At 72.9% G+C, this 23,972-nt stretch carries 21 protein-coding genes; 14 read left to right on the top strand and 7 right to left on the bottom strand.

The genetic code is table 11. The features are described from left to right. Positions 1 to 3,842, top strand: a 3,842-nt coding sequence (locus ACIQMJ_RS11995) for a HAMP domain-containing protein (protein ID WP_499760959.1), incomplete at its 5' end; no start/stop codon positions are given. Further along, positions 3,839 to 6,214: a SpoIIE family protein phosphatase gene (locus ACIQMJ_RS11990; protein WP_499760958.1), complete on the top strand. Its 2,376-nt coding sequence runs from the start codon at positions 3,839 to 3,841 to the stop codon at positions 6,212 to 6,214. The genes ACIQMJ_RS11995 and ACIQMJ_RS11990, both read left to right, overlap by 4 nt. A gap of 198 nt (positions 6,215 to 6,412) precedes the next feature. Here ACIQMJ_RS11990 and ACIQMJ_RS11985 read toward each other — a convergent pair whose 3' ends face one another. Next, positions 6,413 to 7,084 carry a DUF4097 family beta strand repeat-containing protein gene (locus ACIQMJ_RS11985; protein ID WP_499760957.1) on the bottom strand — a complete coding sequence of 224 codons (672 nt, stop codon included), beginning with the start codon at positions 7,082 to 7,084 and terminating at the stop codon, positions 6,413 to 6,415. A gap of 244 nt (positions 7,085 to 7,328) precedes the next feature. On the opposite strand from ACIQMJ_RS11985, the gene ACIQMJ_RS11980 reads away from it, so the two are divergent. Continuing rightward, on the top strand, positions 7,329 to 8,456 hold the full coding sequence (locus tag ACIQMJ_RS11980) for a sensor histidine kinase (RefSeq protein WP_499760956.1): 1,128 nt from the start codon (positions 7,329 to 7,331) through the stop codon (positions 8,454 to 8,456). Continuing rightward, positions 8,453 to 9,103 carry a response regulator gene (locus ACIQMJ_RS11975; RefSeq protein ID WP_499760955.1) on the top strand — a complete coding sequence of 217 codons (651 nt, stop codon included), beginning with the start codon at positions 8,453 to 8,455 and terminating at the stop codon, positions 9,101 to 9,103. Before ACIQMJ_RS11980 ends, ACIQMJ_RS11975 begins: the two co-directional genes overlap by 4 nt. Before the next feature lie 74 nt (positions 9,104 to 9,177). Here ACIQMJ_RS11975 and ACIQMJ_RS11970 read toward each other — a convergent pair whose 3' ends face one another. Further along, positions 9,178 to 9,450, bottom strand: a complete 273-nt coding sequence (locus ACIQMJ_RS11970; protein ID WP_499760954.1) for a GlsB/YeaQ/YmgE family stress response membrane protein — start codon at positions 9,448 to 9,450, stop codon at positions 9,178 to 9,180. 211 nt (positions 9,451 to 9,661) lie between these two features. On the opposite strand from ACIQMJ_RS11970, the gene ACIQMJ_RS11965 reads away from it, so the two are divergent. Next, positions 9,662 to 10,432, top strand: a complete 771-nt coding sequence (locus tag ACIQMJ_RS11965) for an endonuclease/exonuclease/phosphatase family protein (protein ID WP_499760953.1) — start codon at positions 9,662 to 9,664, stop codon at positions 10,430 to 10,432. 15 nt (positions 10,433 to 10,447) lie between these two features. On the opposite strand, the gene ACIQMJ_RS11960 is transcribed toward ACIQMJ_RS11965, so the two are convergent. Further along, complete coding sequence (locus ACIQMJ_RS11960) at positions 10,448 to 10,768, bottom strand: hypothetical protein (RefSeq protein WP_499760952.1); 321 nt, start codon at positions 10,766 to 10,768, stop codon at positions 10,448 to 10,450. A 231-nt stretch (positions 10,769 to 10,999) separates the two neighbouring features. Here ACIQMJ_RS11960 and ACIQMJ_RS11955 point away from each other — a divergent pair, with 231 nt between their 5' ends. The 6 genes from ACIQMJ_RS11955 to ACIQMJ_RS11930 all read left to right on the top strand — a co-directional run bounded on the left by ACIQMJ_RS11955 (position 11,000) and on the right by ACIQMJ_RS11930 (position 16,510). Continuing rightward, positions 11,000 to 12,292, top strand: coding sequence for a cation:proton antiporter (locus ACIQMJ_RS11955; protein WP_499760951.1), 1,293 nt, complete (start codon positions 11,000 to 11,002; stop codon positions 12,290 to 12,292). A gap of 74 nt (positions 12,293 to 12,366) precedes the next feature. Further along, positions 12,367 to 12,762 (top strand): hypothetical protein, encoded by a 396-nt coding sequence (locus ACIQMJ_RS11950; RefSeq protein ID WP_499760950.1) that lies wholly within the window; start codon positions 12,367 to 12,369, stop codon positions 12,760 to 12,762. Positions 12,763 to 12,776: 14 nt separating this feature from the next. After that, complete coding sequence (locus ACIQMJ_RS11945; RefSeq protein ID WP_499760949.1) at positions 12,777 to 14,234, top strand: peptide MFS transporter; 1,458 nt, start codon at positions 12,777 to 12,779, stop codon at positions 14,232 to 14,234. Positions 14,235 to 14,282: 48 nt separating this feature from the next. After that, entirely contained in the window at positions 14,283 to 14,969 is a 687-nt protein-coding gene (locus ACIQMJ_RS11940; protein ID WP_499760948.1) for a HEAT repeat domain-containing protein, read from the top strand. After that, positions 14,963 to 15,967, top strand: coding sequence for a HEAT repeat domain-containing protein (locus ACIQMJ_RS11935; RefSeq protein WP_499760947.1), 1,005 nt, complete (start codon positions 14,963 to 14,965; stop codon positions 15,965 to 15,967). The genes ACIQMJ_RS11940 and ACIQMJ_RS11935 overlap by 7 nt, the downstream gene beginning before the upstream one ends. Before the next feature lie 123 nt (positions 15,968 to 16,090). Further along, entirely contained in the window at positions 16,091 to 16,510 is a 420-nt protein-coding gene (locus ACIQMJ_RS11930) for a YciI family protein (protein ID WP_499760946.1), read from the top strand. 131 nt (positions 16,511 to 16,641) lie between these two features. Here ACIQMJ_RS11930 and ACIQMJ_RS11925 read toward each other — a convergent pair whose 3' ends face one another. Next, complete coding sequence (locus ACIQMJ_RS11925; RefSeq protein WP_499760945.1) at positions 16,642 to 16,764, bottom strand: hypothetical protein; 123 nt, start codon at positions 16,762 to 16,764, stop codon at positions 16,642 to 16,644. Between the two features lie 236 nt (positions 16,765 to 17,000). Between ACIQMJ_RS11925 and ACIQMJ_RS11920 the strand changes: the two genes are divergently transcribed. After that, positions 17,001 to 17,654, top strand: coding sequence for a TVP38/TMEM64 family protein (locus tag ACIQMJ_RS11920; RefSeq protein WP_499760944.1), 654 nt, complete (start codon positions 17,001 to 17,003; stop codon positions 17,652 to 17,654). A gap of 7 nt (positions 17,655 to 17,661) precedes the next feature. On the opposite strand, the gene ACIQMJ_RS11915 is transcribed toward ACIQMJ_RS11920, so the two are convergent. From ACIQMJ_RS11915 to ACIQMJ_RS11905, 3 genes are read right to left on the bottom strand one after another with little or no spacing between them, the layout of a single operon-like run. After that, on the bottom strand, positions 17,662 to 18,495 hold the full coding sequence (locus ACIQMJ_RS11915) for a siderophore-interacting protein (RefSeq protein ID WP_499760943.1): 834 nt from the start codon (positions 18,493 to 18,495) through the stop codon (positions 17,662 to 17,664). 48 nt (positions 18,496 to 18,543) lie between these two features. Then, the gene (gene glmS, locus ACIQMJ_RS11910; protein ID WP_499760942.1) at positions 18,544 to 20,367 is read right to left on the bottom strand and encodes a glutamine--fructose-6-phosphate transaminase (isomerizing); all 1,824 of its coding nucleotides are present in this window, start codon (positions 20,365 to 20,367) and stop codon (positions 18,544 to 18,546) included. Between the two features lie 15 nt (positions 20,368 to 20,382). After that, positions 20,383 to 20,664 (bottom strand): hypothetical protein, encoded by a 282-nt coding sequence (locus ACIQMJ_RS11905; RefSeq protein WP_499760941.1) that lies wholly within the window; start codon positions 20,662 to 20,664, stop codon positions 20,383 to 20,385. 171 nt (positions 20,665 to 20,835) lie between these two features. Here ACIQMJ_RS11905 and ACIQMJ_RS11900 point away from each other — a divergent pair, with 171 nt between their 5' ends. Continuing rightward, positions 20,836 to 21,690 (top strand): RNA polymerase sigma factor, encoded by an 855-nt coding sequence (locus ACIQMJ_RS11900; RefSeq protein WP_499760940.1) that lies wholly within the window; start codon positions 20,836 to 20,838, stop codon positions 21,688 to 21,690. Further along, positions 21,680 to 23,953, top strand: a complete 2,274-nt coding sequence (locus tag ACIQMJ_RS11895; RefSeq protein WP_499760939.1) for a tetratricopeptide repeat protein — start codon at positions 21,680 to 21,682, stop codon at positions 23,951 to 23,953. Before ACIQMJ_RS11900 ends, ACIQMJ_RS11895 begins: the two co-directional genes overlap by 11 nt. Positions 23,954 to 23,972: the final 19 nt, after the last annotated feature.

Below are 23,972 nucleotides of genomic sequence, written 5' to 3'. Positions count from 1 at the left end.
TGGAGCTGAAGAACACCATCAACACGATGGTCGACCAGCTGTCCTCGTTCGCCGACGAGGTGACGCGGGTGTCCCGCGAAGTGGGCACCGAGGGCGCGCTGGGCGGTCAGGCCGACGTCAAGGGCGTCTCCGGCACCTGGCGCGACCTCACCGACTCGGTGAACTTCATGGCGGGCAACCTCACCGCGCAGGTGCGCTCGATCGCCCAGGTCGCCACGGCGGTGGCCCGCGGCGACCTGAGCCAGAAGATCACGGTCACCGCGCGCGGTGAGATCCTGGAGCTGAAGAACACCATCAACACGATGGTCGACCAGCTGTCCTCGTTCGCCGACGAGGTGACGCGGGTGTCCCGCGAAGTGGGCACCGAGGGCCGGTTGGGCGGTCAGGCCGACGTCAAGGGCGTCTCCGGCACCTGGAAGGCGCTGACCGAGTCGGTCAACGTCATGGCCGACAACCTCACCGCGCAGGTGCGCTCGATCGCCCAGGTCACCACGGCCGTGGCGCGCGGCGACCTGTCCCAGAAGATCCGGGTGGACGCGCGCGGCGAGATCGCGGAGCTGAAGGAGACCATCAACACGATGGTCGACCAGCTCTCGGCGTTCGCCGACGAGGTGACCCGCGTGTCCCGCGAGGTGGGCACCGAGGGCAACCTCGGCGGTCAGGCCACGGTGCGCGGCGTGTCGGGCACGTGGAAGGACCTCACCGACAACGTCAACGTGATGGCGTCGAACCTCACGGGCCAGGTGCGCTCGATCGCCCAGGTGGCGACCGCGGTGGCCCGGGGCGACCTGTCCCAGAAGATCACCGTCGAGGCCAAGGGCGAGGTCGCGGCCCTGGCGGGGGTGATCAACACGATGGTCGACACGCTGTCCGCGTTCGCCGACGAGGTGACCCGCGTGGCGCGCGAGGTCGGCACCGAGGGCATCCTCGGCGGTCAGGCCCGGGTGCCGAACGTGGCGGGCACCTGGAAGGACCTGACCGACAACGTCAACTTCATGGCGAACAACCTGACCAACCAGGTGCGCAACATCGCCCAGGTCACCACGGCGGTGGCCCAGGGCGACCTGACCCGCAAGATCGACGTGGACGCGCGCGGCGAGATCCTGGAGCTCAAGACGACCATCAACACGATGGTCGACCAGCTGTCGGCGTTCGCCGCCGAGGTCACCCGCGTGGCCCGCGAGGTGGGCAGCGAGGGCCGGCTGGGCGGTCAGGCCGAGGTCGAGGGCGTGTCCGGCACCTGGAAGCGCCTCACCGAGAACGTCAACGAGCTGGCCGGGAACCTGACCCGGCAGGTGCGCGCGATCGCCGAGGTGACCAGCGCGGTGGCCGAGGGCGACCTGACCCGCTCGATCACCGTGGAGGCGTCGGGCGAGGTCGCGGAGCTGAAGGACAACATCAACTCGATGGTGGGGTCGCTGCGCGAGACCACCAAGGCCAACCACGACCAGGACTGGCTCAAGTCCAACCTCGCCCGGATCTCCAGCCTCATGCAGGGCAGGCGCGACCTCGAGGTGGTCGCCGAGCTGATCATGGACGAGCTGACGCCGCTGGTCGGGGCGCAGTACGGCGCGTTCTACCTCGCCGACGACACCGCCGACCGCCCGGAGCTGCGCCTGATCGGGTCCTACGGCGCGCCCGACGAGGGCCGCCCGGAGCGGTTCCGGTTCGGCCAGTCGCTGGTCGGCCAGGCCGCCCGCAGCCGGCGCACCATCGCCGTGGACGACATGCCCGCGGACTACGTGACGATCTCCTCGGGCCTCGGCGCGACCGCGCCGACGAACCTGGTCGTGCTCCCGATCGTGGTCGAGGAGCAGGTGCTGGGCGTCATCGAGCTGGCCTCCGTGCACCACTTCACCGCCGTGCACCGCGACTTCCTCGACCAGCTCATGGAGACCGTCGGCGTCAACGTCAACACGATCGTGGCCAACGCGCGCACCGACGAGCTGCTGGAGGAGTCCCAGCGCCTGGCCGCCGAGCTCCAGGCCCGCTCCGGTGAGCTCCAGGTGCGGCAGGAGGAGTTGCAGCGCTCCAACGCCGAGCTGGAGGAGAAGGCCGAGCTGCTGGCCGTGCAGAACCGGGACATCGAGGCGAAGAACCTCCAGATCGAGCAGGCCCGGCAGGAGCTGGAGACCCGCGCGCAGCAGTTGGCGCTGGCCTCGAAGTACAAGTCGGAGTTCCTGGCCAACATGAGCCACGAGCTGCGCACCCCGTTGAACAGCCTGCTCATCCTCGCCCAGCTGCTCGCGCAGAACCCGACCCGCAACCTCACGCCCAAGCAGGTCGAGTACGCCGGGATCATCCACTCAGCGGGCTCCGACCTGCTCCAGCTCATCAACGACATCCTCGACCTGTCCAAGGTCGAGGCGGGCAAGATGGACATCACCCCGGAACGCGTCCCGCTGCGCCGGCTGCTGGACTACGTCGAGGCCACGTTCCGGCCGATGACCAGCCAGAAGAGCCTCGCGTTCCGGGTGAGCACCGGGGCCGGCGTGCCCGCGGACCTGCTCACCGACGACTCGCGCCTGCGGCAGGTGCTGCGCAACCTGCTGTCCAACGCGGTGAAGTTCACCGAGGCGGGCAGCGTCGAGCTGCGCATCGAACCGGCCGACCCGGCGGAGCTGCCCGCGTCGGTGCGCCACCACGGCGCGGCGATCGCGTTCCGCGTCGTGGACACCGGCATCGGCATCGCCGAGCAGCAGCTGGAGTCGATCTTCGGCGCGTTCCAGCAGGCCGACGGCACCACCAGCCGCAAGTACGGCGGCACGGGTCTGGGCCTGTCGATCAGCCGGGAGATCGCCTACCTGCTCGGTGGCGCCATCACGGCGGAGAGCGCGCTCGGCGACGGCAGCACGTTCACCCTCTACCTGCCCGTGGCGCGGCCGGACTTCCAGAACGTCCTGGTCCGGCCGCAGGTCACGGCGGTGGACGACGCGTCGGTCACCGACACGCCCGAGCAGCCGACGGCCCCGGTGACGGTCGACCCGCCCCAGCAGCGCCGCCTGCTCGTGGTCGAGGACCGGCCCCAGGGCCTGCTGTCGCTGGTGGTGCAGAGCGCGGTGGCCGACCTGGCCGACAACCACGACCCGCGCGGCCCGGTGCAGGTCGTCACGGTGGTCGGCGCGCAGGAGGCGGCGGCGGCGCTCGCGGCGGACCCGTGCCACTGCGTCGTGCTCCAGTTGGACATGCCCGACGGCGAGGCGGTGCGGTTCCTCGGCGCGATGGACGGCGACCCGGCGCTGCGCGACGTGCCGGTGCTCGCGCACAACAACCGGCGGCTGGACCCCGAGTACGAGCGGGACCTGCAAGCGCGCATCGGCCGTCGCCCGCTCGAACTGCTCTCCAGCCTGGACGAGCTGCGGGAGCGGGTCGCGCTGCACCTCAACGCCGAGGTGCCGGGCGACGTGCTGCCGCTGGTCCGGCCGCAGGACTCGTTCGACCCGGCGCCGCAGGGCGGCGACGGGCAGCTCGCCGGCCGCACCGTGCTGATCGTCGACGACGACGCCCGCAACCTGTTCGCGCTGAGCAGCATCCTGGAGCTGAACGGCCTGAACGTGGTGCACGCCGAGAACGGCCGCGAGGCCATCGAGGAGCTGGGCAGGCACCCGGCGATCGACCTGATCCTGATGGACGTGATGATGCCGGAGATGGACGGCTACACGGCCACCGCGGCGATCCGCGCCATGCCGGAGCACGCCCACCTGCCGATCATCGCGGTGACCGCCAAGGCCATGCCCGGCGACCGGGACAAGAGCCTCTCGTCGGGCGCGAACGACTACATCACCAAGCCCGTCGACGCCGACGACCTGCTGGCCAGCATGCGGCGTTGGCTGGAAGCGTGACGGGCCCGATGCCGGAAGGCGACCGGACGCGCGCCGGGGACGAGTCCACCCTCGGCCGGTTGGCGGCGACCGTCGACCGGCTGCGCCGGGAGGTGGAGGCCGCCCACGTCGCCGCCGACGGCCGGGCGCTGGTGGAGCTGGCGAAGGGCATCCTGGTCGAGCGACTGGGGTGCGGCCCGATGCAGGCCGCCCGCCAGCTGGCCACGATGGCCGACCAGGCGGGCGTGAGCCACCTGGAACTGGCCGCCGACATCGTCAACCAGGCGGCCGAGGACCACCTGACCGAGGTGGCGGACCAGCTCGTCCACGCCGCGAACGAGGCGGCCGGCCCACCCGCACCGTCCACGGCGTTGCGCCTGCGCACCGCCGAGAGCGGGGTGTCCGCGGCCGACGACACCCAGCGGGTCGCCGAGTCGCTGCTGGAGCACGCCCTCGCGCCCCTGGGCGCCACTGCGGTCGCCATCTGGTCCGCGGCCACCGACTCGTCGCTGTCGCTGGTGGGCGCGGTCGGGTTCGCGGCCGAGGAGGCGCGGCGCTGGCACTACGTCCCGCCCGGTGTGGCGACGGCCGCGCGCCGCGCGCTGGACCAGCGGGGCACGGTGCTGGTCGACCTCGGTCCGACCGGCCCGTCCACCATCGGGGACGCCGCGTTGCGCGACGGCAGCCGGATCGTCACGCCCGCCGGGGCCGGTGGGCGCATCCTGGGCGTGCTGGAGGTGTGCTGGCCGTCGCGGCTGGAGCCGCAGCCGCCGCGCATCCTGCGGCAGATCGAGGCACTGGCCGAGTTGTGCGCGCACACGCTGGAGACCGGCGTCCCGGCGGTGCAGCGGGTCGTCGAGCACCCCGGCGTGCCCACGGCCGACCTGGTGGAGCTGGTGGACCTGGCCGACGGGCTGTTCGACCCGGCGCTGGTGCTGCGACCGCACCGCGACGGCGACGGCCGGCTCACCGACTTCCGCGTCCACCACGTCAACGGGCACTTCGTCGACCTCGCGGGCCGTCCGCGCAGCTCCGTCAGCGGCGGCCTGCTGCTGGAGGTCTACCCGATGGCCGCGGGGCCCGGCCAGCTGTTCGACAAGGTCGAGCACGTCTACGCGACCGGCGAGCCGTTCCGCGCGAAGCAGATGACCCTGCCCGCGCTGGTGGACCAGGTGCCGCTGACCGTGGTCGCCGACGTCGCCATCAGCCGCTACGGGGACTCCGTGCTGCTCCTGTGGCGCGTCCAGGACGAGGGCGCCCGGTTGGCGAGCCTGTTGCAGCACGCCCAGCGGCTGGGGCGCATCGGTGGCTTCGAGGAGAACGCGACCACCGGTGAGATCACCTGGAACAGCCAGCTCTTCGCCCTCCACGGACTGCCCGCGAGCGCCGACCCGATCCCGCTGGCGCAACTGGCCGCGCACGCCCACGAGGACGACGCGGCCGCGATCGGGCGCTTCCTGCGGGCGGTGCTGAACCACCGCAGACCCGCGTCCGTGGCGTTCCGGTTGCTGCGCGGCGACGGGGTCACCCGCCACATCCGGGTGATCGCGGAGCCGATGCTGGACGACGCCGGCCGGCTGACCGCGATCCGCGGCGCGTACCAGGACGTCTCGTCCCAGCACTGGACCGAGGTGGCGCTGTCCGCCACGCGCGACCAGCTCGCCCAGACCGAGCAGCAGGCCGCCGAGCAGAACCGGCTGGCCCTGCAGCTCCAGCAGGCGATCATGCCGCCCGCCCAGCCGTCGATCGACGCCTTCGGCCTGCGCATCGCCGTGCGCTACCAGCCGGCCGAGCAGGAGCACCTGGTCGGCGGCGACTGGTACGACGCCGTCTTGCTGCCGTCCAAGCAGGTCCTGGTGTCGGTGGGGGACATCACCGGCCACGGCATCAAGGGCGCGACCGGCATGGTGGTGCTGCGCAACGCGCTGCGCGGCCTGGCCGCGACCGGAGCCGGGCCGGCGCAACTGCTGGGCTGGTTGAACACCGTGGCCCACCACTTGACCGACAACATCCTGGCCACCGCGGTCCTCGGTTTGTACGACCCGGAGACGAAGGTGCTGCGCTGGGCCCGCGCCGGCCACCTGCCACCGGTGCTGATCCGCGACGGGGAGGCCGCCACCCTGCCCATGCTGCGAGGAGTGCTGCTCGGCGCCCTGGCGGAGACGCACTACGAGGAGGGTCGGGTGCAGCTGCGATCCGACGACACCCTCCTGCTCTACACCGACGGCCTGATCGAACGCCGGGACAGCAACCTGGACGAGTGCATCGACTGGCTGCTCACCACGTCCGAACGCCCGGTCACCTCCCTCGAGGAACGGCTCGACCACCTGCTGGAGCACAGCCGGGCCGACACCGACGACGACACCTGCATCGTCGGCATCGGCGTCGACTGACCACCGCCGCCGCGCGCGGAGCCGCTGCGCCGGCCGTCAGGGCCTGCCGCGATCCCGGATGACGCCTCGGCCGGCCACGTTGTGGATCAGCGCGCCGCAGGAGTCAGGGGTCCGTCCGGTTCGTAGCCGTGGGAGGCGACCTGCGCGTCGCCGAGCCACACGGCGGCGCCGTACGCCTGGTTCATCGCCGGGGTCCTCTCAGTCGTTCGCGACGCTGTGGGCGGTGATGTCGCCGTACGAGGTGGTCGCACGGATGTCGAGCCGGTGGTCACCGGTGTTCACCAGCGAGTTGCGGATGCGACCGGAGGAGGTGCCGGCGTCCAAAGTGGCGGACGTCCCGTGCGCCGCGCCGACGGAGATCGCGCCGGCTTCGGTGCGCAGCACGACCGTGCCGCGCACGGCCTCGGCGACGCGGATGTCGCCCATCTGCGTGCTGATCTCCGCGGACCCGCCGAGGCGGCCGATCGTGACGTCACCGGCGTGCGCGGTGAGGTGCAGACCTGCCACCTCGTCGAGGGTGATCGTCCCGTGCGCGCCTTCGAACGTGACGTCGCCGAGCCGCCCGGCGGTGTGCACCTCGGCCGCGCCCGCCTTGCCCTCGACCCGCGAACCGGCGGGCAGGTGCACCGTCACTTCGACCGCCCCGAAGGGCCCCAGGACCTGGTTCTTCGTGGGGCTCTCGACCCGCAGGACCCCGTCCCGGTACTCGACCGCGGTCTGCTCGGCGGCCTTCACGTCACGCTTCTTCGAGGCGTCCGCGGCCCGGACCTCGACCGCGGTGTCGGACCGGTCGCCGGCGACGACCCGCACGACCCCGGCGGGGATGTGCACGAGGGCGGAGATCGGGGCGGGGGTGTCGAACGTCTGCATCGTCTTCTCCTGTGGTTCCGTGCTCGTCCTGCTGACAGGAACCACCTTCGCCCCCGACCCTGACACCGAACCGCCACCGCGCTGACACGGCTCCTGACACGGCGATCCGGATCACCGGCGCGCCGTGGTGCCCGAACCAGGCGGCGGTGCTCCGCGCCGGACTTGCTCGAAGACCTTCTCCGACGCCACAACGCGGTGCGGCCGTGCGACCTCCGGCGCACGGCCGGCCACTAGGATGAGGCCGGTGATCGGTCTGCGGCGCGGCCCGGAGTTCTGGCGGCGGTACGCGCTCTGGTACCCGTTGATCGGGTTGGGGCTCTTCGTCGGGTCGCTCGTGCCCGCGCTCCACGGTCAGGGCACGCAGTTCGGCGGCATGCCCGCCCGCCCGTACGACGGGCTCACCGTCGTCGCCGTGGCGCTGCAATGCCTCCCGTTCGCCCTGTTCCGACGGTGGCCGGTCGCCTGCCTCGCGGTGGTGTCGCTGGGGTTCGCGGTCGACCAGGTGCGCGGCTACCACACGTTCGCGGGCACGGCGCTGGTGATCGCGCTGCTCATCGCGGCGGCACGGGTGGAGCGCCGGCGGTGGGTCGTGGCAGTGGTGTTCTCCGCGGCGTACGTGGTCCTCGTGCTCCTGTTCCCGTTGTTCGGCGGGGGAGAGCCGGTGGCCGAGGCGGTGACGTTCTACCTCGCGCTGGTGCTGGCGGCGAGCGCCGGGTCGTGGTTGCGCGCCACCAGGATCGCGGAGGCCGAGCGGCGTCGCCGGGTCGCGGAGGACACCCGGGCCGCCGAACGCGCCCGCATCGCCCGCGAGCTGCACGACGTCGTGACGCACCACGTGACGGCGATGGTCGTGCAGGCCGAGTCCGCCCGCTACCTGACCGCGAAACCGGACCGGCTGGACGAGTCGCTCACCGCCGTCGCCGGCACCGGCCGGCAGGCGCTCACCGATCTGCGGCACCTGCTCGACGTGCTCGCCCCCGACCACTCCGCACCGCCCGCCGGGGGGCTGCGCACGCTGGTGGAGCGGACACGGCGCGCGGGCCAACCGGTCGAGTTCACCGAGGACGGTGCCGTGCGCCGGGGCGGCAGCGCCGAACCGGTGGTGTACCGGGTGGTGCAGGAAGCCCTGACCAACGCCCTCAAGCACGCCCGCGGCAGCCGCACGTCGGTGCACGTGCACCACGGCGAACGAGAGGTCACCGTGGCGGTCAGCACGGACGGCGCGCCCGCCCCGGCCGTCCCCCTCGGTGGCGGCGGACGCGGTCTGGCCGGCCTGCGCGAGCGGATCGACGTGCTGGGCGGCGAGTTCAGCGCGGGCCACGACCCGGACGGCTTCCACGTGCGCGCCCGCGTCCCGGAGAGCGCGCTGTGATCCGCGTCCTGGTCTGCGACGACCAGGTGCTCGTCCGCACCGGGCTGGTGACGATCATCGACGCCCAGCCGGACCTCGAAGTGGCCGGCGAGTGCGGTGACGGGCAGGCCGCGGTCGACCTCGCGCGCCGGCTGGACCCGGACGTCGTGGTGATGGACGTGCGCATGCCGGTGCTCGACGGCATCGCGGCCACCCGCCTGCTCGCCGGCGCGGACGTGCCGCGGCCGGTCAAGGTGTTGGTGGTGACGACGTTCAACCTGGACGAGTACGTGTACGAGGCGCTGCGGGCCGGGGCGAGCGGGTTCCTGCTCAAGGACGCGCCACCGGACCGGCTGCTGCACGGCATCCGCACGGTGGCGTCGGGCGCGGCGCTGCTGGACCCCGAGGTGACGCGGGAGCTGGTCGGCAGGTTCGCCACCCGCATCCGGCCGGCCGCCCCGAGCGCGCCCGGCACCCGGTTGACGCCCCGCGAGGTGGAGGTGCTGCACCTCGTCGCGGACGGCCTGTCCAACAGCGAGATCGCCGCGGAGCTGGTGCTCAGCCCGGAGACCGTGAAGACGTTCGTGTCGCGCATCCTGACCAAGCTGGGGCTCCGCGACCGGGTCCAGGCCGTCGTCTACGCCTACCGGCACGGCCTGGTCGGCTGACCGCTCCGTCGCAAGGGGACACAGCACCGGGCCCGCCGGTGTCGACCGGCGGGCCCGAGCGTTGCGGTGTGGCGTCAGCTGTGGGCTCGGTGGCCCCGGCTCGTGACCAGGTGGTAGACGGCCAGGACCACGACCGAGCCGAGGATGGCCAGCAGCCAGGTGCTCAGGTCGAAGAAGCTGCCGATGTCGGAGCCGAAGACCGCCCGACCGATGAAGCCTCCGATGATCGCGCCGACGATGCCCAGCAGCATGGTGATGACGATGCCGCCCGGGTCCTTGCCGGGCATGATGGCCTTGGCGATGGCGCCGGCGATGAGACCCAGAACGATCCAACCCAGGATGCCCACGGTGCTTCCTTGTCCTCGTGCCACGCCGACTCCTGCGACGCGGCGTGATCGTTACCGGGACCGGGTTGCCCCGCTCCGGCGGTTTTCACACCTGTGGCGTGCGACTCAGCCGGAAACTCCTGTTCGCGGTGGGGCTTCGCGCAGGCGTCGAGGCGGTGAACCCTCGGCGCGAGCCCTTCGGATGCGTTGCTCCGATCGGCACAATCGTGCCGTGATCCGACTTTCCCCGCTCGCCGCCGTCCTCGGTTGCCTGCTCGGCCTGCTGTCCACGGGCGTTGCCGCGGCCGACAGCGCGGCAGCGCACCCGCCGTATTCGTTGCTGCACATGAACATCTGCGCCAGCGGTTACGCCGGCTGCTACGCCAAGACGGAGTACCCGAAGATCGTGGACGAGGTGGTGGCGCGCATCGAGGCCAACGACGTCAACGCGGTCACGCTGAACGAGGCGTGCAGCGGTGACGTGGCCGAGATCGCCGCGCGCACCGGGTACCACCACCGCTTCGCCACGGTGATCTACCGGGGCGCGCCGTTGGCGTGCAAGGCGCCGGAGGGCCGGGGCGTGTTCGGCAACGCCGTGCTGACCAAGGAAGCGATCCGCGCCTCCGAGGACGCGCCATTCTCCGTGTTCAACGGTGTGGAGCAACGGCGTTGGCTGTGCGTGACGACCGCCCGCCGCGTCGACGTGTGCACGACGCACCTGTCCACCGGCGGCGAGGCGCCCGGCACGGCCAACGCGACGCAGTGCGCGGAACTGACCGCCGTGCTGTCCGCGCGGACCCGTCCGACCCTCTTCGCGGGTGACGTCAACCGCCGCGCCTCGTGCGCGCCACCGACCCACTGGACCCTGACCGACGCCGCCGCCGTCCAGGCTCCCGGCATCCAGCACGCCTACGGCACCCTGGCCGCGCCGACCCTGGAGCTGGAACGCACCACCCACACCGACCACGACGCGCTCGTGGTCCGCGCCGGGCTGCGCCGCTGACCGGGTCGGGGCGGGTCAGGGGTTGACCGCGCCCCGGACCTCGACCGCGCCCCGGACCTCGACCGGGCGGTTCCCGGCTGTGCCGCGGTAGGTGTAGACGCCCCGCGCGTCCTGATCGGACGCGGCGAGGGCGAGGTCGAGGACGGCGGCCCAGTGCACCAGGCGCTCCAGCACCTCGGGCGCCGGGCACGACTCGGGCACCACACCGCGCAGGACACCTCCTGAATCGATCTCCCAGTGCAACCCGCGGCCGTCCAGCACGGGGGAGACCGCGGTCCCGTAGCGGTTCACCGCGTCGGTCAGGGCGGTGGTGACGATCTGGGTCAGTGGTGGCAAGGCGGCACCATCTTCCGGCTGCGGGGTTGGGGACCGCCGTCATCATGTCCGCACCCGGGCTGACACGATCGAGCGATCCTCACCCCCTCGTGTCCCCGGGGTGACGCCGCCGGGGAGCTGCGCGATGTCGTTCGACCGGGTTCGCATGGACCACGCCCGGCGTGGGTACCTGACGGCGTACGTGCGGTCGAATCGGTGTTCGGCCGCGGCCCGACCGAGAGGAGCCGCCTGGTGGGTCCGGCCGCCGTGTACGCCGGCGCCGGTGTGGCGACCCTCCTCGCCGCGTTGCTGCCCCGGCTCCTGGGGCGCGCCCCGATCTCGATGCCGATGGTGTTCCTGGCCGTCGGCGCGGTGGCGTTCGCGGTGGTCGAGCCGCTGCCCGACCCCGATCCCACCCGGCACGGCTCGGTCACCGCGCACCTGACCGAGCTGTGCGTGATCATCTCGCTGATGGGCGCGGGGCTCGCGCTGAACCGGCCGTTCGGCCTGCGCCGCTGGTCCACGACCTGGCGGCTGCTCGGTATCACGATGCCGCTGTCCATGCTCGCCGTCGGCCTGCTGGGCTGGGCCGCGCTCGGCTTCGGCCTGGCCTCGTCGTTGCTGCTCGCGGCCGTGCTCGCGCCCACCGACCCGGTGCTGGCGGGCGAGGTGCAGGTGGCCGAGCCCGCGGAGCACCCGGACGACCAGGGCGAGGACGAGGCGCGGTTCGCGCTGACCTCGGAGGCCGGGCTGAACGACGGGTTGGCGTTCCCGTTCACCTACGCGGCGGTGGCGGTCAGCGTGGTGGGCGCGGCGCCGTCGGCCTGGCTGCCGCAGTGGCTCGCCGTGGACGTGGCGTGGCGGCTGGCGTGCGGCGTGCTCGTCGGGCTGCTCACCGGGTGGGCGCTGCGCAAGCTGTTCTTCGCCGCGCCGTCGGAGAAGCTGCGGCTGGCCGAGCACGCGGAGGGCTTCGTCGCGCTGGCCGCCACGTTCCTGGCCTACGGCCTCACCGAGCTGGCCGAGGGGTACGGCTTCGTCGCCGTCTTCGTCTGCGCCTGCACGATCCGGGCCGGTGAGCGGTCCCACGGCTACCACCGCGTGCTGCACCAGTACGTCGAGCAGGTCGAGCGGATGCTCACCGTGCTGATCATCTTCCTGCTGGGCGGCGCGGCGGTCACCGGTCTGCTGGCGGGCACCGGCTGGCGTGACGTGCTGGTGGCCCTGGCCGTGCTGCTCGTCGTGCGGCCGGCGGCCGGCCTGATCGGGCTGGCGCGCGGCAAGACCGGTCCCCGGGAACGGGCCGTCATCTCGTTCTTCGGCGTGCGCGGTGTCGGGTCGCTGTTCTACGTGGCCTACGCGGTGCAGGCCGGGCACTTCGCCGACCAGGACGAGATCTGGCGCGTGGTCGCGCTGGTCGTGATCGGGTCGATCGTCCTGCACGGCATCACGGCGACCCCGGCCATAGGGCTCCTGGACCGCCTGCGCGTCCGCGCGGCCCGCGACCGGCACGGCGACCCGGACCAGGCGTCCCGCACGCCCGTCTGACCGCAGACCCGGACGGGCGACACCGATCGGGTGACAGTGCCGTTCACCGGCCGGTTGCCGGGTAGCCGCACGGCATGGACGGTTCGCGTACGGCCGCCCTCCTGGGCGCGGTCCTGCTCGTGACGGCGTGCGGGCAGCCCGCGCGGGAGCCCGGCCCGACCGGCTGCGCGGGTGACGTGCCGCCGTGCGCCACGTCCACCGCTCCCACGACCCCCACGCCCTCGACCCCGGCACCGTCACGTCCGGTGACGGTGCTGCGCGGCACGGTGCAGGCGGGCGTGGAGGCGGGGTGCCTGGTCCTGGCGACCGACCGGGGTCCGTTCCTGCTCCTGGGCGGCGACGAGGCCGTGCTCCGCGCGGGCGCCGAGGTCGTCGTGGAGGGGACGGCCCGACCGGGGCAGGCCACGACGTGCCAGGAGGGCACGCCGTTCTCGGTCAGCTCAGCGCGGGCCGCGCCCGCCACCCGATGAGGCGAGGTCAGACGATGAGCACGACGGCGGAGCGGGACCGGAGCCGGAGCTTCTTCGGTCACCCACGCGCGCTGGCGCACCTGTTCGGCGTCGAGATGTGGGAGCGGTTCTCGTTCTACGGGATGCAGGGCATCCTCACGATCTACCTGTACTACCGCGCGGCCGACGGGGGCCTCGGGCTGTCCGAGGGCACCGCGACCAGCATCGTGGGCGCCTACGGCGGGCTGGTGTACCTCTCCACGATCGTCGGCGCGTGGGTGGCGGACCGCCTGGTCGGGTCGGAACGCGTGCTGTTCGCCAGCGCGGTGCTGATCATGTTCGGGCACGTCGCGCTCGCGCTGCTGCCGGGGTTCGCCGGGGTGGGCGTGGGGCTGGCGGCGGTCGCGCTGGGCAGCGGCGGGCTGAAGGCCAACGCCACGGCCCTGGTCGGCTCGCTGTACGCGGAGGGCGACGAACGCCGTGACGCCGGGTTCTCGCTGTTCTACCTGGGCATCAACCTCGGGGCGTTCGTGGGCCCGCTGCTGACCGGCCTGGCCCAGGAGGAGCTGGGGTTCCACTACGGCTTCGGCCTGGCCGCCGTCGGCATGGCCGCGGGCCTGACCCAGTACTGGTTCGGCCGGCGCGGGTTCGGCCCCGAGGTGAACGTCGTGCCCAACCCGCTGCCGCCCGCCCGGCGCCGGGTCGTGCTCGGCATCGCGACGGCCGTCGTCGTGGCGGTCGTGGTGCTGGTGCTGACCGGCGTGATCCGGCCCGCGAACCTGGCCAACGCGGTGATCGTGGTGATCGTGGTGGCGTCGGTCGGCTACTTCGCGGTGATCCTGTCCAGCCGCCGCATCACCCGGGTCGAACGCCGGCGCGTGGTCGCGTTCATCCCCATGTTCCTGGCGAGCTTCGTGTTCTTCGCGTTGTTCCAGCAGCAGTTCACCGTGGTGGCGATCTACGTGGACCAACGGGTCGACCGCACGTTCTTCGGCTGGGAGATGCCGGTGTCGTGGGCGAACTCGATCAACCCGGTGTTCGTGATCCTGCTGGCCGGGGTGTTCGCGGCGGTGTGGACCAAGCTCGGGTCGCGGCAGCCGTCCTCGCCGGTGAAGTTCGCCCTGGGCACCGTGCTGATGGGGCTGGCGTTCCTGCTGTTCCTGCCCACGGCGGGCGGCGCGGCCAACAGCACGCCGCTGTTCATGCTGGTGGTCATCCTGCTGGTGTTCAGCGTCGCGGAGCTGCTGCTGTCACCGGTCGGGCTGTCGTTGTCCACGAAGCTCGCGCCCGCGGCGTTCCACACCCAGATGGTGGCGCTCAACTTCCTGTCGATCGCGCTCGGCACCGCCACCGCGGGCTCGCTCGCCAAGTACTACAGCGCCGACCACGAGGCGGCCTACTTCACCGCGGTCGGCGGCGCGGCCGTCCTGTTCGGCGTGCTGCTGGCCCTGGCGTCACGGCCGATCCGGCGGTTGATGAGCGGCGTGCACTGACCGGGCTTGACGTTGACACTGTGACAAGGTCTTCACTGGGTCGAGGAGGTGGTCCCCATCAACTCGACCCGAAACACCACCCAGGACGCCCGCCTGCTCGACGCCGTGCGCGCGAGCGAGGCGTCGACGCGGCTCCAGGCGGCGCTCGCGATCGGCAGCCGGCGCGACCCCGGCCACGTCGAGGCGCTCGTGGCGCGGTGCGCGGTCGAGCCGGACTTCTTCGTGCGCGACATGCTGACCTGGGCGTTGACCCGGTTCCCGGCGGAGGTCACGGTGCCCAGGCTGCTCGCGGAGCTGGGGTCCGGGCGCTCCCAGGCCCGCAGCCAGGCGCTGCACACGCTGTCCAAGATCGGGGACGCGAGCGCGTGGTCCGCGATCACGCCGGCGTTGCTGCACGACGCCGACGACGAGGTGGCGCGCAGCGCGTGGCGCGCGGCGGTCGTCCTCGTGCCGGACGGGGACCGGGCGCGGCTGGCCGCGGACCTGGCCGGGGAGCTCGGGCGCGGCGACCGGGCCGTGCGGCTGAGCCTCAGCCGGGCGCTCGTCGCGCTGGACGACGTGGTCGAACCGGTCCTGCGGGCGGCACTGGCGAGCGCCGACCCGGCGGTGCGCGCGCACGCCCGTGCCACGGAACGGCTGCTGCTCGACCCGGACGCCGCCTTCGACCCGGACGTGGACGAGGCGATCCGGGTCGTCGCGCTCGGCCCGGCCGCGGCGGACGGACCGGCGTGCTGATCGGCGAGGTGTCGCGGCGCTCGGGGGTGAGCACCCGGATGCTCCGGCACTACGACTCCCTGGGGCTGGTGCGCCCGACGGGGCGCACGGTGGGCGGTTACCGCGAGTACTCCGCCGAGGACATCCGCCGGATCTTCCACGTGGAGAGCCTGCGGTCCCTGGGGTTGTCGCTGCGGGAGATCGGGCGGGCGCTGGAGGACCCGGCCTTCGCGCCGTCCGCACTGGTCGCCGACCTCATCCGCCGGACCGAGGACCGGGTGCGGCGGGAGCGGGAGCTGCTCGACCGGCTGCGCGCCGTCGACGCCTCGTCGCCCACCGGCTGGCCGGACGTCCTGCGCATCGTCCGGCTGCTGCACGGGCTCGACTCGCCCAGCGCCGCACGGCGGCAGCAGGCCGTCCTGTCACCGGCCGACGACGTGCCGGTGCCGGCCGAGCTGCTGGCCGAGGCGGTCCTCGCCGAGACCGACCCGAACGTCGCCGGCGCCCTGCGCTGGGCCCTCGCGCGGACGGGTGACGACGGTGTGGCGCACGTGGCGGCGGGTGTGCGCTCGGACGACGCGGACGTGCGGCGGCGCGCGGTCCAGGCCATCGCCGGGATGCCGGGCGACGCGGCGACGGCGGTGCTGGTGGAGGCGCTCGGCGACGCCTCGGCGACGGTGCGCCGGCACGCCGCGCTGGCCCTGGGCGCGCGCGGGACGACCGCGGCCGTGCCGGTCCTGGTCGGCATGGTGGTCGAGGGCGTGAACGACGTCGAGGCGGCCGAGGTGCTGGGCGTCCTGTCCCGGGACCCCGAGTGCGCGGACCGGGTCATGGGCGCGCTGGTGGACGAGCTCGCCGCGCACACCTCCGACCCGGGAGTGCGCATCCGCCTGATCCAGGCGCTCGCCGAGCTGCCGGGGACGGCCGCGCACGGCGTCCTGCGCGGCCTGGCCGGTGACGGCGACCGGGCCGTCGCCCTGGTCGCCTCGGCGCTCCTCGGGCTGCTGGAAGGTCGTTGACCTGCGGAAACATCTCGTCTGAAAAAGTTCGGCGCGGTGTGTCGATCCACGGCCCGTCCCGTTCGACCTAGGGGTGAACAGGGTCCGAGAGGGGCCCGGACGGCGGCCAGGGAGATGTCGACCATGAAGTACATGCTGATCATGCGCGCCACGGACGAAGCCTTCGCGGGCATGGGCGAGATCGACTTCGACGAGATCCTGGAGACCATGGGCAGGTTCAACGACGAGCTGATCCGGGCGGGCGTGCTGGTCGCCGCCGAAGGGCTCGCCGACGCCTCCGAGGGCGTGGTGGTCGACTACTCGTCGGAGCCTCCGGTCGTGACCGACGGCCCGTACGGCGAGACGAAGGAGCTGTTCAACGGCTTCTACATCCTCAACGTGGCCTCGAAGGAGGAGGCCGTCGAGTGGGCCAAGCGCCAGCCGATCACCGGCCCCGGCTTCAAGACCGAGGTCCGGCGCGTGCCGAGCATCGACGAGTTCCCCCAGGACAACGAGTGGATCAAGAAGGAGCGGGCGTGGCGGGAGGCCACCGGCCAGCTCTGACGGAGAGGGGGGCCGCCCGGGGGCGGTCCCCCTTCCTCTTCGGACTCCTCCACCGATCATGGTTGCATACCCCTCGGGGGTATGTCAGCCTCGGCGCATACCCCCGGTGGGTATGTGCCGGGCTCGGGTCGTCAGCGGGCGGGGCGCAGGCCGTCGAGCATCACGGCGACGAGTCGGCGCATCGCGTCGGACGGCAGGCGGTCGGCGGCGCCGAGGGCGTGCAGGCAGTAGTCGGCCGGTTCCTCGGCCGGCACGTCGTCGCGCAGCCCGCCCGCCTCCGCGCCGCAGGCCGGCAGGTCGCGGGCGAAGCCGTGCAGGTGGCGGCGTGCCTCCGCGACGTGCCCGCCCCGGTGCAGGACCGCCCTGGCCGCGCACGTCGTCTCCTCGGTGGGCCGGCTCGGCGCGGTTACGGCCGGCGCAAGCAGGCGGCCGGGGTGCGGGGCGGCCGTACGATGGTCGTCAGTTGACGTCCTGACGGTGAGGGGTGGGTGTGCCGGACCGCGTTCGGGTGGGCGTGGTCCGCCTCGGCTCGCTGGTGCTCGTGCTGGTGGCGCTCGTCGTGGGCGTGCTGACCGGTGTCACGCCGGACGTCGCCCAGCTCCAGGGCTGGGTCGGGAGCGCCGGCGCGGCGGCCCCGTTCGCGTTCGTGGCGGTGTGCGCGGCCGGGTCGGTCGTGCTGGTGCCCAAGCCGTTGTTGAGCATCGCCGGCGGGGTGGTGTTCGGGCCGGTCGTCGGCGCCTGCGTGGTGGTGGCCGGTGTGACGATCGGGGCCCTGGCCGGCTTCGCGGTGGCCCGCGGGCTGGGGCGGGACGCGGTTCGACCCCGGTTCGAGCGGGGCCGGTTGGCGCGGGTCGACCGGCTGCTGGAACGGCGCGGCGTGTGGGCCGTGATCGCGCTCCGGTTCCTGCCCGTGGTGCCGTTCGGGCTGGTCAACTACGCCGCCGGGCTCAGCGGCCTGCGCGTCGGCGCGTTCGCCGTCGGCACCGCCGTGGGCGTGGTCCCGGCGACCCTGGTCTACACGACCACCGGCGCCTCGCTGGGAACGATGACGGTGGCCCAGTGGCTCCTGGCCGGGGCCGCGGTCGGCGTGCCCGCGGTGGTCGGCCTCGTGCTGACCCGCCGGGAGCGACGCGCCGCCGGGTGACCCCCGGTCACGTCCGCGCCGCGCCGAGCTTCCAGTACCCGCTGAACATCACCGACCGGCGGTCCACGCCCCGGTCCTTGACCAGGTGCCTGCGGACCGAGGTGGCCAGGGTCGACTCGCCGCAGACCCAGGCGTAGTCCGGCGCCGGGGAGGGCATGTCGGTCACCGCGCGCAGCAGGTGCGAGCCGGGCGCGTCGTCACCCCGGTACAGCCAGGTCACGGGCGCGTCGACGGCCACCCGGAAGTCCTCGTCCGGCACCTCGGCGAAGATCCGGGCGCCCTCCGGCACGCCGGTCTCCAGGATCGCGCACAGGGCGGGCAGCGCGGTCTCGTCGGCGGCCAGCAGGACCGTGCCGGTCGACGGCGGGCGGTAGCCCGAGTTGCCCGCGCGGAAGCCGACGGACTGGCCCACCGCGGCCCGGGTCGCCCACCGCGTGCCCGGACCCGCGTCGCCGTGCAGGACGAAGTCCACGTCGATCTCGCCGAGGTCCGGGCGGTGGGCCCGGACGGTGTACCAGCGCAGGTCCGGCTGGTCCCCGGCGGGCAGGGCGCGGATCGCGGTGCGCACGTTGACGCGGTCCGCGCTGGGCATGGTCAACGGGCGGCCGGGTGGCGCCATCAGCAAGCCGAAGCACTCGTCCGGCCCGGTGACCCGGAACTCGGCGAACCCGGGCGCGCGGAACGTCACCCGGCGCAGGTGCGGCGCGAGGTCGGCGACCGCGGTGACCGTCATGGCGAACTGGTCGAACACGTCACGCTGGTTGGGCGTGGCCGTGACCAGGCCCGCGGCCTTCGTGAGCACCTTGAGCTGCAACTGGGCCAACGTCGAGTACCGGGGCATGCAGGTTAGGCTAACCTAAGGTCACCTCGTGGCGACAGGGCCGGCCGCTCACTCCACGGTGACGCTCTTGGCCAGGTTCCGCGGCCGGTCCACGTCACGGCCCAGCGCGTGCGCGAGGTGGTACGCGAACAGCTGCAACGGCACCGAGAGCGTGATCGGGGCCAACGCGTCGTGCGCCTTCGGCACCCGGATGACGTCCGTGGCCAGACCCGGCGGCAGCTCGGCGTCGGTCACCGCGATGACCGGCCCACCGCGGGCCTTGATCTCCTCGATCGTCGCGGTGTTCTTGGCCAGCAGCTCGTCGTCCGGCACCAGCACCACCGTCGGCATCTCCGGGTTGATCAGCGCCAACGGCCCGTGCTTCAGCTCGGACGCCTGGTAAGCCTCGGCGTGCACGTAGGAGATCTCCTTGAGCTTCTGCGCGCCTTCACGCGCGACGGGCCACCCGCGCACCCGGCCGACGAAGAACATGTGCTCCGCGCCGGCGTACTTGCGGGCGACGGCCGCGATGTCGTCCTCCGCCGCGAGGATCCGCGCGATCCGGTGCGGCAGCTCCGACAAGCCGGTGACCAGGCGTCGGCCTTCGGTGATGGACAGGTCGCGCACCCGGCCCAGGTCCAGGGCCAGCATCGCCAGCGCCACGGCCATCGTGGTGAACGACTTCGTCGCCGCCACCGACACCTCCGGGCCGGCGTGCAGGAAGATGCCGTGGCCGCACTCGCGGGCGATCGTGCTGCCGACCGCGTTGACCACGCCGATGACGTGCCCGCCCTTGCGCTTGAGCTCCTGCACGGCCGCGAGCGTGTCCAGCGTTTCCCCCGACTGGCTGATCGCGACGTACAGCGTGTCCGGGTCCACCACCGGGTTGCGGTAGCGGAACTCGGACGCGGGCTCGGCGTCGGCCGGGATCCGGGCCAGCTCCTCGATCAGCTGCGCGCCGAGCTGGCCCGCGTAGTACGCCGAACCGCAGCCGAGCAGCTTGACCCGGCGGATGCGCTGGTAGTCCTGCGGGGACAGGCCGACGCCGTCCAGCCGGGCCGAGGAGAACCGGTGGTCCAGCCGCCCGCGCAGGCAGCGGTCCACCGCGTCGGGCTGCTCGCGCATCTCCTTGTACATGAAGTCCGGGTGCTCGCCCAGCTCGTACTCGGCGCTCGCCACGTCGATCGCCGTGGGGGAGCGGGTGGTGCTGGTGGCGCGGGCGTCCATCGTGGACGTGCGGTAGCCGTCGGCGGTGACCGCGGCGATCTCGTCGTCGTCCAGGAAGATCACCTGCTGGGTGAAGCGGACCAGGGCCGTGACGTCGGAGGCGATGAGCATCTCCTGCTCGCCGACACCCAGCACGACCGGGCTGCCGCGTCGGGCGGCGACCAGCTCACCGGGCCGGTCGGCGTCCATCACGATCACCCCGTACGTGCCCTCCACCTGCGCCAACGCCTCGCGCACGGCGCCTTCCAGGGTGGCCGCGCCGCTGCGGGCGACGAGGTGGGCGAGGACTTCGCTGTCGGTGTCCGAGGCGAGCGTGACCCCGTCGGCCCGCAACCGGGCGCGCAGCCGGTCGGAGTTCTCGAACACGCCGTTGTGGACGATCGCGACCCGTGCCGCGGCGTCCACGTGCGGGTGGGCGTTGCGGTCGGTCGGCTCCCCGTGCGTGGCCCACCGGGTGTGCGCGATACCCGTTCGCCCCGCGGCGTCGTCCGGCACGGCTTTGCGCAGGTCACCGACCCGCCCGGCCGTCTTCACCACCCTCAACCCACCCTCGTCCGCGACCGCGACACCCGCCGAGTCGTACCCCCGGTACTCGAGCCGGTGCAGGCCCTCCAACAGCACGGGGACCGCGTCCCTGGGACCGACGTAACCGACGATTCCGCACATACCCGGTGATCTCCTTCAGCCGTAGACGATCCGGCGCAACTGGCGTTCGGACAACGGCGGCGCGGCCACCGGCCGCACGTCCAGCTCCTCCCGCAACAGCGCCCAGATCCTCGCGTTCCCCAGCCCGTCCCGCCGCAACTCGGCGTGCCTGCGCACCACGTACTCCTCCGCCGTCTCGACGAAGTAGCCCATCACGTCCGCCACCACGCGCCGCGCGAGCGCGGGAGGCAGGCCGGTCGTCCTGACCACGTGCCGGAGCAACTCGTCCGGCACCTCGTCTCCCACGACCTCCAGCATGACCACAGCCAACCACCGGTCCAACTCCCGTGCCCGGATTCGGGCACGGGCAAAGGTGGCCCTGGTGACCGCCCGTACCGGAAGAACTTCCGACGACGACCGAACGGAAGGGGCCGGTCGCACGACAGTGGGGTGTGACGCCGACCATCCCCACGAGAGAACGGAACGCGCATGACCGCGACCGCGTTACCCGCACATCCCTGGCCCTGGCCGACCGCCTGCGCGGTGACCTGGCTCTTCCTGCTCTGGTGCGCCGCACCGCTGGTGACCGAGTGGTTGTCGCGACATGTCCTCCTCCTGGCCGTGCGCAGGGGCCGACGGGAGTGGTGTCGATCGGTCGCGACGGACGGGGCTGGTGGGACCTGGGCCTCGTCCGGGCCGACCCGGACCGCTCGGTCGAACCGCGGCCGGAGTGGTGACGTGGAACCGCCCGAGCAGCCCCGGGATCGGCCGGAGCTCCCGGAGGGGGAGTCCCGGCGGATCGCCGACCTGTACCTGCGGGAAGCGGGCGACTTGTTCCGGTATGGCCGTTCCCTACCGGGAACGAGCGCGGAGGATGCGAAAGACCTCGTCCAGACGGCCTTCCAGGAGCTCGTCCGCGCGTGGGCGGAGGTTGGCGGGCGTGCTCCGGTCGAGCACCGGCGGTGGCTGCGTCGAGTGCTCAAGAACAAAGCGATCGACGACTGGCGGAAGACACGTGCGGTGGACACGACCGCACCCCTCCCCGAGCCGGTCGTGCGGTCGGCGGACCTCTCCGACCGAGTCGGCTGGTCGATCGCGTTGGCGCGGTGCTGGGCGGCGATCGAGCGGATGCCGTTGATGCGGCAGCGGGTCGCGTTCCTGGTCTGGCGCGAGGGATGGCCCACGGCGGAAGTCGCCGACCACCTGAGCATCTCGGTGAGCACCGTCCGGGGACACCTGTGGGAGGCCCGGCGTCGGCTGAGAGCCGATCTGGGGCACCTGGTCACGTTCATCGAGGACGAAGAAGGCGATGGGACGAAGGGAGGCACGGCTGATGGCCGGTGATGAGGGACAGGACGCGCTGACTTTCGCCGAGGCGTACCGCCGGGTCCGTGAGGCTCGGACCGACGACGTCGTCCCGTTCGACGTCGGGCAGGGGCTGGACGCGCTGCTGACGTGGATGGACCGGGAGGTCGACGTCGTGCCCGGACGTGCGGGGACCGGACCGATGCGGTCGGGTGTCCAGGCGGAGCTCGCGGTGCCGGTGCCGCGGGTGGAGCTCCGCGGCCGCCACGACCTGCTGGAGGAGCTGGTGACGTCGGCGCGCGTTCCGGGGAGCGAGCCGGCCGTGCTCGTCGGGCCGGGCGGCACGGGCAAGTCGACCATCGCGGCGGCGGTGGCGGCGCGGTTGGGTGCCGAGAACCGGTCGGTGTGGTGGATCTCCGCCGCCAACGCGGCGAGCCTGTGGGCCGGGCTGGTGGCCCTGACGCGCGGGTTGGGCGGGTCTTCGACCGACGTGGACGCGGTCGCGGGCATGGCGGCGGACGGTCCGGACCGGCTCTGGCGGTTGTTGGAACAGGCGTCCCGTGAGTGGCTGTTGGTCGTCGACGACGCCGACGACCCCGGACTTCTCCGCACCGGTGCCCCGTCGGAGGGCGCGACGGTGGCCGGGGGGTGGATCCGCTCATCGCGTCGCGGTCATGTCGTGGTGACCAGCAGGGTCGCCGACTCCGCGGTCTGGGCCACGGCTCGTCTGCACCCGGTCGCACTCCTGTCGGACGTCGACGCGGCCCGGGTGCTGCGCGACCTGGCGCCGGAAGCCGGAGGGGGGCGCGAGGCGCTGATCCTGTCCCGTCGACTGGGCGGTTTGCCGTTGGCGCTGCACCTGGCAGGTAGCTACCTGCGGTCCGGAGTCGCCCGCCGGCCCACGTTCGAGGACTACCGCCACGCCCTGGACGAGGTGTCGGGCACGCACCGCGCGACCGACCCGGAAGCGCCGCGCGTCCAGGAGGTGCACCGCACGGCGGAGATCTCGTTGGACGGCTTGGCCGACCGAGGGCTACCGCATGCCAGAACGCTTCTGCGGCTCGCGAGCTGCTACGCACCGGTCGCCATCCCGGTGGACGTCTTCGAACCGCTGCCCACAGCCGGGCCACCCGGTCCGGGGACGGATCCCCGAGGGGCACGACACCTGGTGCACCAGGCGTTGCGCGGACTCGGCAGCGTCGGGCTGATCGAGAGCGAGCACGAGGACCCGGCGGTGCCGGGAACCTCGATCAAGGTGCACCCCGTCGTCAACGGCGCCAACCGCGCCCACCTCGGCGGAGCCGATCCCGGTGGCACCTCGATCAGGCACAGCGCCATCGACCTCCTGACCGCCGCGGTGCGGGAGTTGCGCCACGACCTCCGCGAGGACTGGCCCCGGTACCGCCTGTTCGGCCAGCACCTGCTGGCGCTCCTCGACACCACCGCCGAGCACGCCGACCGCGAACGGCTCGAGAAGCTCATGTCGGCCACCGCCTCCACGGTCCGCGCGTTCAACCGCAGTGGAGCACCCAAAGCCGCTCTGGCACTGGGAAACCTCGCGCTGGCCCGGTGCGCGGCGCTCGGAAGCACCCATCCCGCGTCGTTGCGCGTGCAGCACCAGCTCGCCTGGGCGATCGCGAACCAGGGTGACCTGGTCGGCGCCGAGGTCCGCTACCAAGCCGTCCTCGACGCCCGGTTGCAGGTGCTCGGCGAGGACCACGCCGACACGTGCGCCAGTCGCCACGAGCTCGCCTGGATCACCGCCTGCCAGGGCAGGTGGGCCCAGGCCGAGTCGCGCTACCGGCTGGCCCTCCACCACGGCCTGCGGCTGCTGGGGCCCGACGCCCCGGAGGTCCTCACGACGCGCCACGAACTCGCGTGGGCCATCGCCAACCAGGGCCGCTTCGCCGAGGCGCACGCCGCCCTGCTCGACGTCCGGCGCGATCGCGAGCGCGTGCTCGGGGAACGCCACCAGCAGACCCTGGCGACGCGGCACGAGCTCGCCTGGGTCACCGCGAAGCGCGGTGAGTGGGCGACGGCGGAGATCCTCTACCGCGACGTTCTGGCCCTGCGCCGGCGGGTGCTGGAGGACGAGCACCCCGAGACCCTGCTCACCACCCACGAACTCGCCTGGGTCGTCGCCCGCCTGGGCCGGTCGGCGGAGGCCGAGTCGCTGTACGGCGAGGCGTTGAAGCTCCGCCGCCGCACCTTGGGCGACGACCACCCCGACACCCGCGAGACCAGGCTGGCGCTGGAGGAACTCCGGCAGGGCCGAATCGTCGACGCCGCGCACCTCGTGTGACCGCGGCACCACCGGCTAA

Origin of the sequence: Actinosynnema sp. NPDC091369, from assembly GCF_044757065.1 — a bacterium.
Taxonomy (GTDB): domain Bacteria; phylum Actinomycetota; class Actinomycetes; order Mycobacteriales; family Pseudonocardiaceae; genus Actinosynnema.
Note: the sequence above shows the minus strand (reverse complement) of the source record. Positions and strands in the feature narration are given on the sequence as shown.

Excerpts from the sequence above, each read along its gene's own strand:
- ACIQMJ_RS11945 (WP_499760949.1), top strand. The coding sequence starts at position 12,777 with ATGAGCACGACGGCGGAGCGGGACCGGAGCCGGAGCTTCTTCGGTCAC.
- ACIQMJ_RS11905 (WP_499760941.1), bottom strand. The coding sequence starts at position 20,664 with ATGCTGGAGGTCGTGGGAGACGAGGTGCCGGACGAGTTGCTCCGGCAC.
- ACIQMJ_RS11895 (WP_499760939.1), top strand. The coding sequence starts at position 21,680 with ATGGCCGGTGATGAGGGACAGGACGCGCTGACTTTCGCCGAGGCGTAC.
- ACIQMJ_RS11950 (WP_499760950.1), top strand. The coding sequence starts at position 12,367 with ATGGACGGTTCGCGTACGGCCGCCCTCCTGGGCGCGGTCCTGCTCGTG.
- ACIQMJ_RS11915 (WP_499760943.1), bottom strand. The coding sequence starts at position 18,495 with ATGCCCCGGTACTCGACGTTGGCCCAGTTGCAGCTCAAGGTGCTCACG.
- ACIQMJ_RS11930 (WP_499760946.1), top strand. The coding sequence starts at position 16,091 with ATGAAGTACATGCTGATCATGCGCGCCACGGACGAAGCCTTCGCGGGC.
- ACIQMJ_RS11900 (WP_499760940.1), top strand. The coding sequence starts at position 20,836 with ATGACCGCGACCGCGTTACCCGCACATCCCTGGCCCTGGCCGACCGCC.
- ACIQMJ_RS11985 (WP_499760957.1), bottom strand. The coding sequence starts at position 7,084 with ATGCAGACGTTCGACACCCCCGCCCCGATCTCCGCCCTCGTGCACATC.
- glmS (WP_499760942.1), bottom strand. The coding sequence starts at position 20,367 with ATGTGCGGAATCGTCGGTTACGTCGGTCCCAGGGACGCGGTCCCCGTG.